Raw genomic sequence first — 11569 nt, forward strand, 5'->3', positions numbered from 1 at the left:
TTTAACCGTGATGTCCGCTTTCGGGAATGAGGGAAGGTCCGTAAAGCGACCGGAGCGGGGCGCATTGCTGAGCTCAAAACGATCCAGCCAAACTCAGGGCTTCGCACAAGCCAAGTCGCAGGCGAAGAGTAGACCGATGATCTACAGCGAACAGTGCCTTGGCAACGAGCGCTGGGATGACCAGATCGACAAAGCTCTTCAGGTCGGCAGGCATGACGGGAGCCATGACGTTGAAACCGTCGGCTGCGCCACTTTCGAACCAGAGCTGCATAGTGTGGGCAATATCGTCACCCGTACCAACGGCGAGCATATGCCCCCTCCCACTTGCAAGACGCATCAGCAGTTGCCGCAAGCTCAAGCCTTCGCGGCGGGCAATATTGACCAGAACGGCGACGCGGCTTTGGCTAGACTGGCTTTGCGTGGCATTGGCGCCGACGCCGTCGGGTAGTGGAGCGTCGAGATCGGCCTGCGAGAGGTCGGCGCCCAGGAATTCGGAGAGCTTGGCCAGCACGTGCTCGATGACCATGAAACTGTTCATCTGCGCCAGTCTGTCCTCTGCCTGCTGCCTTGTGGGGGCGGCGATGGGCACAATGCCGGGATAGATCAAAAGGCTCTCGGGCGCGCGGCCATGCCGGTCGGCCCGTGCCTTCATGTCCTTGTAGAAAGCTTGCGCGTCAGCAAGGTCGGACTGCACGGTGAAAACCATGTCGGCATAGCGGGCGGCAAAATCCCGTCCTGCCTCGGAAGCACCGGCTTGCGCCAGGATCGGCCGGCACTGCGGTGAGCGCGGCACGTTGAGCGGCCCGCGGCTACGCACGAAGGGGCCATCGTGGTTGATGGGCTGCACCTTGGCGAGATCGAGATAGCGGCCTGATTGTTTGTCAGCGATGCGGGCATCTGTTTGCCACGACTCCCAGAGGGCAATTACCGCTTCGGTGACGTCGGCGGCGCGGGCGTAGCGCTCGGCATGATTGGGCATGGCATCGAGCCCGAAGTTATAGGCCTCAAGCGGATTGGACGAGGTGACGATATTCCAGCCTGCCCGGCCCTTGCTGATGTGATCAAGTGAGGCAAAGCGCCGGGCGAGGTGAAACGGGTGATCAAAGCTGGTCGAGGCGGTGCCGATGAGCCCGATGCGGCTGGTGACTGATGCTAGGGCCGAGAGGATGACGACAGGGTCCATCGCGTCGGACAGGTGTCGGTCGGCGCTTTGCTGTAGGGCCAGCACGTCGCCCAGGAACAGGGCATCGAAGCCACCATTCTCGGCGCGACGCGCCGTATCGATCCAATAGTCCAGATCCGTGGAGGCGAGTGCATTGCTCTCGGGCATGCGCCAGCCGGCCTCATGGCTGCCCAGCCCGAAGATGACGGCATTGAGTCCCATGCGCCGGCTTTTGCTCATCGCGTGGTGCCGAGATAGTCGTTGGAATAGTAGGTGCGAAAATCGGGCTTGGTCGCAATAGGCGCGCCATTGCCGTCCTTGAGGATTCCGGCCTCGAAGAGGAAGGTGCCGATGGCGTCCATCTTGGCGGGTTCAATCGTGCCGATGGCGCCGCTTTCGGCCTTGAGATAGTGGCCGTCGATAAGGGCTTGAAGCGAGGCGCGGACGAAATCGCGGTCGAGCAGGACGTCGGCATTGGCGGCGACTAGAATGTCGGTGGCTTCGTCGGGGTGGGCGACGGCATAGTCATAGCCGCGCTGGCTGGCGCTGATGAAGGCCTTGGCCGTTTCGGCATTGTCGGCAAGATAGGCGCTGCTGGTGCCGATGAAATTGGTGTGCTGGTCGGGCACGCCGAAATCGGCATAACGGAATGCGCGCTGCGCCGGGCCGTCGCGCTCTGCCTTGACGCCTTCCCAGGTATAGACCTCGAGGGTGAAATCGACGGCACTATTGGCGAGGGCCTCATAGGCCGAGGTGCCAAGTGTGACGGTTTCGAATTCCCCGGTGCCGCCATCGTGGCGAATGATCGTGTCGATGAGCGCCGTTTCCCAGGCGCTGCCGAAGCCGCCATAGGTCTTGCCGTCGAGATCGCTGGGCGTCCCGATGTCTTGCCGGTCGGCATTGAATACGAGGCGCCCGGTTTCGGTCTGGACCAGGGCATAGGTGGCGACGAGATCGGCGCCGGCCGTGCGTTGGGTGAAAAGCCCGATTGAGCCGAGAATTCCAAAATCGGCGACATGATTGGCGACCAGCGTACCCGCGGAAGTATCGGTATAGGCTAGGATTTCGACAGCGAGACCGGCCTCGTCATAGAACCCCTTGGCGTCCGCCACATAGAGGCCGATGTGATTGGTATTGGGCGTCCAGTCGAGGGCAATGGTGACGGGAACAGGTTGGGCAAAAGCCGGTGTTATGACCAGACTGGCCGCAAGGCCGATAGTCGGGATCAGGCGGAAAAGGGGCATGGTTTAGTCCTCCGGATTGAGCAGGGTCTGCAAGATTTCGGCTTCAATGGCGGCACGGGCGGGTGATCCGATGCCCCTGCTGGAATGATCGAGCGGAACGGAAAATTCGCGGACAACGCGGGCTGGGCGGGCCGACAGCACATAGATGCGGTCGGAGAGGAGCACGGCCTCGCGCACGTCGTGGGTAATGAGGAGGACCGTCCAGCGGTGGCGGGTCCACATATTGGCGAGCCAGCGCTGCATCTGGGCGCGGGTCAGCGCATCAAGCGCCCCGAAGGGTTCATCGAGCAGGAGCATGGGGCGCTGCTGGACCACGGTGCGGAGCAAGGCGGCGCGCTGGCGCATCCCGCCGGAAAGCTGGGCGGGATAGTGTTGCTCGAAACCGGTAAGACCAAATTCGGCAAACAGTGGAGCGACCCTGGCGCGGGCTAGTGGGCGGCTGAGGCCCTGAATTTCCAAGCCAAGCGTGGTGTTGTCGATGATGCGGCGCCAGGGCATGAGGGCATCACCCTGCGGCATGAAGGCAAAGCGGTCCTGGGTTGGGGAAAGTGGCCGTCCATCGAAGAGCACTTGGCCAGAACCGGGCCTGGTGGCGCCGGTGAGCAATTGCAGAATAGTGGACTTGCCGGCGCCGGAAGGTCCGAGGATGGAGACAAATTCGCCTGGCTGAACGCTGAGGCTGATATCGGCAAGGACATCGGTGGGCCCAAAGCTCTTGCGCAGGTTTTTGAGGTCAAGACGCGCCGGGATCATGGTCGGGTCTCCGTCAGCCGAGCCCATGGCATGGCGGTGCGTTGCAGCAGCACGGTGGCACCGAACAGCAGAAGCGTCAGTGTGGCGCTGACGAAAACCGCCGCCAGCACGAGATCGGGGCGGAAGTTGTTTTTGGCATTGAGGATGTAGATTCCAAGGCCCCGGGCGGCGCCGGCATATTCGGCAAAGATGGCGCCTACCACGGCATAGGTGATGGAAATGCGTAGACCGGCAAAGAAATAGGGCAAGGCCGAGGGCAGCCGGGCCATGACGAAAATGCGCCAGGGCGAGGCTCCCATCGAGGCAAGCAGAGCCGAGATATTGCGGTCGGTGGCTTGGTAACCCTGCGCCAGGGCAACGAGCATGGGGAAGAAGGTAACGAGCGCCACCAGGACGATTTTGGGCGTCAGCCCGAAACCGAACCACAAGACGATCAATGGCGCTATGGCAACCAGCGGCAGGGTCTGGGTGATGATGAAAACGGGAAACAGCGCGCGGCGGAGCGGTCGGAAAAAATCGATGAGGATCGAGAAGAGAAAGGCGGCCATGAGCGACGAGGCAAAGCCGAATGTGGTGGCCTGAAGCGTTGCGAGGCTATGGCGGGCCAGGGCCTCACGCTGCTCGAACCCTTGCATGATGATGCGCGACGGGGCGGGCAAGGCGGTGGGCGAAATGCCCGAAAGCTGCACATAGGCTTCCCAGCCAAAGATCAGTGCGGAGAGTGAAGCGACGGCGGGGCCGGCATGGCGGAAAAAGCGCGCGAGCATGCGCGGCAAGGCGGAGACGTTCGACATGAATCGGCCTTCCGTTCAGCGCGCGCTGGGGCTGTTGGCCGAAACCGTCAGATCGATCGTGACATGGCCTTGCGGCGGGCCGAAGCGGCAGAAGGCCTGCTCGACCGTGGCAAAGAGGGCGCCGGTATCGCCATTGAGCTTGGTGGCGAGATGCTTGGACTTTTCGAACGTGCCCGACTGCTTGAGGAAGTCGATGCAACCATAGATCTCCTCCATATGGTTGCCTTCGCCCAGCACGTAGAGCGACAGCTGGGCGACTGAAAACACGCCCATATCCGGCGCGTTGCGCACGGCGGATAGCGCCGCGGCCTGCCGTTCGGCCAATGGCGCGACCGGGCCGTCGAAATGGGGCGAATTGCAGATGGCATCGTCGGGCTCGCCGGGGCAGCCGCGCGAAATGGTCGCCGAGAGGACGCAATGCTTACCGTTTAGGGCCGCCGCGCTGAACAGATCGCGCAGGACCGGGAACAGCTCTTCGGGCGGGCCGACCAAGAGCGTTGAAATATCATCGGTCTCGATGCGCAACCGGTCCCGATAGGGATCGAGCGCGACAAGGGCGCTCGTGATGACGCCGACGAAATCGTCGGTCATGGGATAAAGAGAAATCTGTGCGCCCGAAAACATGGCCCGCCTCGCTCCGCTGGTATTACCCAGATCAGCTATAGGGTCCGAAGGCTTTGCGCCCTCATCTCAGCCCCGACCTACGGAGCACCCCTGTGGATAGGCGCACCATAGTCGCAGCCGGTCGTCGAATGCAAGCCTGCCTATACGGGAGGTGCGCGCATGGCTTGGCGCGGGCACGTCGGCTTTTGGGTGTAGCTCCGGTGTGCGCAGCGACCGGAATGGCGCGCTTCTCAGACCGGAAGGTGAACTTCGATACCAACGTATCGGCAATTGCGCCGAAGTTGAACTGTTCAGGAGGCACGGTTCCCGCGACGATCCAGCTATCGATGAAAGACCGACCCGTCTGGCTCGGCTCCTCAGAGGATGGAAGGATGGCAATGCAACACTCGCTTTTTCTATCGCCAGTGATGGCGTTTCTGATGGTGTCGACGCTGGGCGGCACGGCTATGGCGCAGACCGCTTTTGCGCCGGCCCCACTGACCGCCGAAGAGGTCGGCGCCGGTCCGCGGCTGATTTATCTCCACAATGAATATCCCTCGACGCTCGATCCCCAGAACACCTCGGCCTTCGTCGGCCAACTGGCGATGGAGATGTTCGATACGCTCGTGACCTACGAGATCGATCCGGCGACCGGGATTGCCGACCAGACAAAGATCGTGCCGCGGCTCGCGACAAGCTGGGAACTCTCGGACGACAACAAGACGCTCACCTTCCATCTCAACCCGGCGGCAAAATTCTGGGATGGCTCGGCGGTGACGGCTGAGGACGTCTACTGGTCGATCGAGCGGGCGCTTGTCGGGCGCATGGGCTGGGGCACGACGCAGATCGAGACCGGCGGCATTTTCGCTATCGACCAGATGGAGGTGGTCGATCCGCAGACGCTGAAAATCACCTATCCTGATGGGCTCGGCCGCTATTCGCTGCGCAACTTTGCTTCGATGTCCCTGACCGTCATGTCGAGAGCTGCCTGCGAGGCCGGGCGTTCGGCGGCGGATGAATGGTGCGTCGACTGGATCAAGACCAATGCCATGGGCTCCGGTCCATATATGCTGGGCGACCAGCAGAGCGGGGAATATATCATTGCCGTGGCCAACAAGGATTATTGGGGCGATGCGAAGCCCTATTATTCCGAGGTGATGTTCCGAGTGGTGCCTGATGCGCAGACCCGCATGCTGCTGCTAGAAAGCGGCGAAGCGCAGATCGGCTTCCTGACGCCGAACGAATATTCGGTGCTGCAGAATTCGCCCAATGCCAAGGTCTTCTCGGTGCCCTCGCAGCAGGACGTCGCCGTCTTGCGCTGGAAGCCGGAGGTGGCGCCATTCGACGATCCGAAAATCCGCGAAGCCGTGATCAAGGCCATCCCCTATGAGCGCCTGGTGTCCGAGGTTTGCCGCGGTTTCTGTACGCCGGTGCAAAACCTTGTCGGCGTCAACACACCCGGCTATGTCGCCGATCCGCTCTTTACCACCGATATCGAGGGGGCCAAGGCACTCGTCTCCGAGAGCACCTATGCCGGCAATGTGCCGGGCTTCGAGGTGCCGGTGGTCAATGGATCCACCAATATGGCGGCGGGCGTGATCATTCAGGATGCGCTGCGCGAAATCGGTCTCGACATGCAGATCAAGCCGCTCACCCAGAATGCGTTCGATGACCTCGCCTGGGGCAAGCGCGACCTGAAGGTATCCATCCACTCGATGGGTCCTTGGTGGAACGACTTCATGTACTGGACCTATTGGATGTATCGCACCGATAGCGCCACCAACCACATCCAGTATTCCAACGCGACGCTGGACAAGGATGTGCTCGAGGCCCTGCTGATCCCGCAGGAAGACGAGGCCGACTACATGGTCCTGCAGGACGAAGTGCTCGACATCCTCAACGGCGAATACCTGGCGGCCCCACTGTTCCAGGTGAACTGGAACGCTGCTGTCGCCAGCAATGTCTGCAACGTCAACAAATTCCCGTGGGGCACCATCGCCTTCTCCTGGCTGCGCCCCTGCGCCTGATTTCTCCCTGCGACCCCGCCGCACAGAACCTCCATTCGGTGCGGAAACTCCTCCCTTATGCACGGAGACTGGCGATGCGTATTCCTCCCCTGACGATCTACATCCTCCGGCGCGTGCTCATCAGCCTCGTCGTGCTTGTCGGCGTCTCGGCCATCGCCTTTTCCATGTCCTACCTTTTGCCCTCCGACCCCGTCACCAGCCGCTATCCCGATATCACCGACGCGCAGCGGGCCGAGATGCGGGCCCAGATGGGGCTCGATCAGCCGCTCATCGTTCAATATGCGCGCTATATGGAATCGGTTTTTCGGGGGGATTTCGGCAAGTCCTTCGGCACCGGCAATACGGTCGGGCAGGACCTTGCCATGCGCATCCCGGCGACGCTGGAGCTGGCGGTTTTCGGCATTGTCTTCGGGGTTCTCGTGGGTCTGCCCATGGGCATTCTGGGCGCGGTCTATCGCGGCAGCTGGATCGACCAGGTGATGCGGGTCAGCAACCTTCTAGCGCAGTCAATTCCCGCCTTCTGGCTGGGGGTCACCCTGATTTTCTGGCTCTACTTCCAACTGCGTGTCGTGCCGTCGCCGATCGGGCGATTGTCGCCCATGTTTACTGCGCCGGTCGGGATCACGGGCTTTTACACCGTGGACGCCATGCTGGCCGGACGGTGGGACGTGGCGTGGGCGGCGTTCCGCCAGTTGCTGTTACCCGCCTTCGTGCTGGGGCTTGGCGTGGTTTCACCCATTGCCCGCATCACCCGCGCGGCGATGAGTGACTCGCTCAAGGAAGACTACATCACCTTCGGGCGGGCGCTGGGGCTCAAATCCCGGCAATTAATCCTCGGCGATGCGTTTCGCGGCGCGATGATCCCGATCGTCACGACCATGGGCTTCATCCTTGCCAATGTGCTGGCGGGGGCGGCGATCGTCGAGACGGTGTTCGCCTGGCCAGGACTTGGCCGTTACGCGGTTACCGCCATCACCACCAGCGACATGGCGCCGGTTTCGACCTGCATCCTCCTCATCGCTTCGAGCGTAGCTATGGCCAATCTTCTCGTCGACATTTCCTACGCCTTCATCGACCCCCGGATCCGCAATGAATATGCACAGTGAGCCGATGAACCTGCCCCTTCCCAAAGTGCAGAGCGCCCCAAAACTCTCGCTGTGGCGCCGCATCTATCACGGCATCTTCGGCGGCGATGCGCTCGGCTTTTTCGGCGCGACGCTGCTCGCCCTGCTGCTTGTAGTCGCCATCATCGGGCCACTGCTGGTCACGCATGATCCGCTGCTGACGACGCCCAAGACGCTGCTGCCGCCCTCGGGCGAAAACTGGCTTGGCACGGACCACTTCGGACGTGATGTGTTTTCGCGCACCGTCACCTCGCTGCGCATCGATTTCATCGTCGCCGGGCTTGGGGTTACGGGCGCGATCTTCGTCGGCTCCTTCCTGGGCCTCGTCTGCGGCTATGTCGGTGGCTGGTTCGACGAACTAGTCATGCGGCTTGTCGATATCGTCCAATCCTTTCCGCTGCTGCTGATCGCCATGGTGCTGATCCTCGTCATGGGGCCGGGCGTCGAGAGCATCATTATCGTCACGGTGCTGATCAATATCCCGACCTATGCCCGCGTCATTCGAGGTGAGGCGCTGAGCCGCAAGACGCTCGAATATATCGATGCGGCGCGTTGCTCGGGGGCGAGCGAAGCCAGCATTCTTTTCCGGCACCTGATGCCGAATACGCTCTCACCGATCGTCGTCCATGGCAGCCTTAATCTTGCAGCAGCCGTCGGCAATGTTGCGGCGCTGTCCTTCCTCGGCGTCGGTATTCGTCCGCCCACGCCCGACCTTGGCGTTATGGTCGCTGAAGGCACGAACTATCTCATACAGGGCGCCTGGTGGATGAGCATCGGGCCGGGTCTCGTCCTCGCTGCCACGATCTTCAGCCTTAATCTTGTCGGCGACTGCCTCGAAAGCCGTCTCGATCCCCGTCGGGCGGAGGGCTGAGCCATGGCCGAAACTCTCTTTGCACTTGAAAACCTCAGCATAGACAGCGTCCGCGGCGGCGAGCGCCGGCGCATTGTCGATCATGTCGATCTCAGCGTAGCGCGCGGCGAACTCTATGGGCTGGTCGGGGAAAGCGGCTCGGGCAAATCCATCTCGATGATGGCGAGTGTTGGACTTGCGGCGACCGGCCTGGACGTCACCGGCGGTACCGTGCGCTTCGGCGATCATGCGCTCAGCGGGAAGGACCAAAAGAGTCTGCGGGGTAATCTTTCGCGGGGTGTGTCGCTGCTGTTCCAGAATGCCAAGGGCGCCCTCAATCCCTTCATGCGGGTTGGCGCCCAGGTTGAGCGGGTCTTGCGCCAGAAACGGCGGGATCGCGATATTGGCGCGGAGGTCGAAAACCTCTTTCGCGTTGTTGGTCTCAATTTCCGCGATATCGGCCAAAAGTATCCGCACCAGATCAGCGGCGGTCAGGCTCAGCGCGTGGCAATGGCCTGTGCACTCGCGACCGAGCCAGAGCTGCTGATTGCCGACGAGCCGACGACGGCTCTCGATGTGACGACGGAACGGGAGCTGCTGCGGTTTCTTGCCAAGCTTTGTGCCGAGCGCGAGATGGCCATCGTGCTGATCGCCCACAATCTCTCGCTGGTGTCAGAATACTGCAGGTCGCTCTCGATCATGCATGCGGGGCAGGTGGTCGAGGCGGGAAACCTTAGGTCAATCTTCGCCCGGCCGCTGCATCCCTACACGAAGGGCCTCATCAATGCCGTGCCAGACGTGGACAGCCCGCGCGAGCTAGTGCCGCTGATCGGGTCGGTCTGGGGCGGGCCACAGGGGGTGGAGCGGTGTCGATTCTCGCACCGCTGTCCGCATGCGCGCAGTGTCTGCGAGATGGGGCGGCCGCCGGTGATCGAGCGGGAGAACCGCGAAGTGCATTGCGTGCTCTATGAGGAGGCAATGGTATGAGCGCCCCCACTCCGGCCCTTTCGGTCCAGAACCTTACGAAGCTATTCTTCGATCCCGGCCGGCCAGAGGCAATCAGCGTCGGCGTGCGCGGTGTGTCCTTCGATGTGGCGCGCGGCGAAGTCGTTGGGCTCATTGGCGAAAGCGGCTGTGGCAAGACGACGCTCGGGCGCTGCGTCGCTGGCCTGCAGCAGGTCGATAGCGGCGATGTCGTCGTCGACGGCACGGTGTTGTCGGCGCTTTCAGGGGTGGCGAAGCGCAGATTTCGGAAGGCGATCCAGATCGTCTTTCAGCGCCCGGAAACCTGTCTCAATCCGCGCATGTCGGTTTTCACATTCGTCAAACAGGCCATGCGAAATTTCGACACCGCGCCTAAGGGGCAGGAGCGGCAGCGCATGCTGGAGCTGGCCAATCTGGTTGGCCTCAAGGAAGAGGCGCTCGACCGTTTTCCGCACCAGCTTTCCGGAGGCGAGCGTCAGCGTGTCGCCATCATGCGGGCGCTGGCCTGCGAGCCTTCGGTGATCGTTCTCGACGAGCCGACTTCGGCGCTCGACGTTTCGGTGCAGGCCCAGGTGCTGCGTACGTTGAAAGATCTGCAATCGGAGGTTGGCACGAGCTTTCTCTTCATCAGCCATGATGTTGCGGTGATCCGTTACATTTGCTCGCGGGTGATGGTGATGTATCTCGGCGTTGTCGTCGAAGAGGGGCCGAGCGAACTGGTGCTCTCCCGCCCCGCGCATCCCTATACCAAGGCGCTGCTGGCTGCCGCCCCGCGCGTCAATCCCTTGCCGGAGCCCGGCCTCTCGCTGCGCGGCGAGCTGGTTCTGGGCGACGTCAAGCCGGAGGAATGTCCGGTTCGCGCCCGCTGCCCGCTCGCCCATGAGCGCTGCCACCAGGCGCCTCTCGTTACCGAATTGCCCGGCGGACAGCGCTCCGCCTGCTGGCTCGCGGCCGATCTTGCCGCCGACTATCGCCCACCCACTCTCGATCTCTCCCAGAAGGTATCGCCATGACGACCACCGAGACATTCTACAACCGATCAATGGAGTTGCCGTCCGAGCTTTTGGTGGGCGCCATCGATAGCCATGTGCATGCCGGGCCAGTGCTGCGCTCCAATCCGGGGCATCAGGACCCGTTTGAAGTGGCCATCGAAGCGCGCGAAGCGGGCATGCGCGCGATTGTTTACTACGACGTGTTTGGCTGGGCCTCGGGCACGGCTTGGATGGTCAATCGCCATGTGCCGGGGATAAAGACCTTTGGCGGCTACCTCATGAACTCAGCCCATGGCGGGCTAAATCCGCGCTCGGTACGCACGGCGCTCTATATGGAAGAGGGCTGCCGCTTCATCAGCTTCGGATCTCACTGCACCTATTTTTCGGCAAGCCGGGAATCCACCCTGATCGATGGGGAACTGGTGCCGTTCAAGGACGCCTACCCGGAGTTCGAGAAAGAAGAGCTTTCCCGAGCCATTCGCATCCCTGAGGAAGGGCCGATTTCGGACGATCTGGCGGAAATCCTGCAAATGGTCGCGGACCATCCCGACGTCTATCTCAATACCGGGCACGTTTCCGGGCCCGAGGTGATGCGGATTCTCGACCTCGCAGAGGAGTTCAAAATCGGCAAGGTATTGATCGCCCATCCTGCCCGCCAGCAGCTCACCATCGAGCAGCAGAAGGATGCGGCGCGGCGCGGTTTCTTCCTCGAAGGGTGCCTGGTGGATTGGCTTTATCCGCATGCCCCGCGCACCCACTACTATGTCGAGAAGAAATATATGGACCGCTCCGGCGACGTGCCGCGCATACGCAAGTCGGCGACGCAATGGATGGCCGATATCCGCGAGGTGGGACCCGAATATTTTGTGCTCGGCACCGACTATGGCATTCGCGCCGCCTCCACGGCCGTGCAGGGCATGCGGACGATGATCACGACGCTGCTCGACTACGAATTCACGCCCGACGAAATCCGCACCATGACCGCCCATAACCCGGCGCGCATGATCGGGCTTGATCCCCTTTAAGGAGCGGCACC

11 protein-coding genes and 1 riboswitch are annotated in these 11569 nt (G+C 62.0%); of the genes, 6 read left to right on the forward strand and 5 right to left on the reverse strand.

What is annotated here, in order from left to right; translation table 11 throughout:
- Positions 1–73 precede the first annotated feature (73 nt).
- The 5 genes from P0Y65_20930 to P0Y65_20950 all read right to left on the reverse strand — a co-directional run bounded on the left by P0Y65_20930 (position 74) and on the right by P0Y65_20950 (position 4577).
- On the reverse strand, positions 74–1384 hold the full coding sequence (locus P0Y65_20930) for an LLM class flavin-dependent oxidoreductase (GenBank protein ID WEK04608.1): 1311 nt from the start codon (positions 1382–1384) through the stop codon (positions 74–76).
- 14 nt (positions 1385–1398) lie between these two features.
- Positions 1399–2406 carry an ABC transporter substrate-binding protein gene (locus tag P0Y65_20935; protein WEK04609.1) on the reverse strand — a complete coding sequence of 336 codons (1008 nt, stop codon included), beginning with the start codon at positions 2404–2406 and terminating at the stop codon, positions 1399–1401.
- Between the two features lie 3 nt (positions 2407–2409).
- On the reverse strand, positions 2410–3159 hold the full coding sequence (locus P0Y65_20940) for an ABC transporter ATP-binding protein (GenBank protein WEK04610.1): 750 nt from the start codon (positions 3157–3159) through the stop codon (positions 2410–2412).
- On the reverse strand, positions 3156–3953 hold the full coding sequence (locus P0Y65_20945; GenBank protein WEK04611.1) for an ABC transporter permease: 798 nt from the start codon (positions 3951–3953) through the stop codon (positions 3156–3158). Before P0Y65_20945 ends, P0Y65_20940 begins: the two co-directional genes overlap by 4 nt.
- Positions 3954–3968: 15 nt before the next feature.
- Positions 3969–4577, reverse strand: a complete 609-nt coding sequence (locus P0Y65_20950; GenBank protein ID WEK04612.1) for a YkoF family thiamine/hydroxymethylpyrimidine-binding protein — start codon at positions 4575–4577, stop codon at positions 3969–3971.
- Positions 4568–4679: riboswitch (TPP riboswitch) on the reverse strand. It overlaps the preceding gene by 10 nt.
- 269 nt (positions 4680–4948) lie before the next feature.
- Between P0Y65_20950 and P0Y65_20955 the strand changes: the two genes are divergently transcribed.
- The 6 genes from P0Y65_20955 (at position 4949) to P0Y65_20980 (ending at position 11558) form a co-directional block, all read left to right on the forward strand.
- Positions 4949–6583, forward strand: coding sequence for an ABC transporter substrate-binding protein (locus tag P0Y65_20955; GenBank protein ID WEK04613.1), 1635 nt, complete (start codon positions 4949–4951; stop codon positions 6581–6583).
- Between the two features lie 74 nt (positions 6584–6657).
- Positions 6658–7689 (forward strand): ABC transporter permease, encoded by a 1032-nt coding sequence (locus P0Y65_20960; GenBank protein WEK04614.1) that lies wholly within the window; start codon positions 6658–6660, stop codon positions 7687–7689.
- Positions 7673–8578 (forward strand): ABC transporter permease, encoded by a 906-nt coding sequence (locus tag P0Y65_20965; protein WEK04615.1) that lies wholly within the window; start codon positions 7673–7675, stop codon positions 8576–8578. Before P0Y65_20960 ends, P0Y65_20965 begins: the two co-directional genes overlap by 17 nt.
- Positions 8579–8581: 3 nt before the next feature.
- Entirely contained in the window at positions 8582–9544 is a 963-nt protein-coding gene (locus P0Y65_20970; protein WEK04616.1) for an ABC transporter ATP-binding protein, read from the forward strand.
- Positions 9541–10554: an ATP-binding cassette domain-containing protein gene (locus P0Y65_20975; GenBank protein ID WEK04617.1), complete on the forward strand. Its 1014-nt coding sequence runs from the start codon at positions 9541–9543 to the stop codon at positions 10552–10554. The genes P0Y65_20970 and P0Y65_20975 overlap by 4 nt, the downstream gene beginning before the upstream one ends.
- Complete coding sequence (locus P0Y65_20980) at positions 10551–11558, forward strand: DUF6282 family protein (GenBank protein WEK04618.1); 1008 nt, start codon at positions 10551–10553, stop codon at positions 11556–11558. The genes P0Y65_20975 and P0Y65_20980 overlap by 4 nt, the downstream gene beginning before the upstream one ends.
- The last annotated feature ends 11 nt before the right edge of the window (positions 11559–11569 follow it).

This window comes from Candidatus Devosia phytovorans, assembly GCA_029202405.1.
Taxonomy (GTDB): domain Bacteria; phylum Pseudomonadota; class Alphaproteobacteria; order Rhizobiales; family Devosiaceae; genus Devosia; species Devosia phytovorans.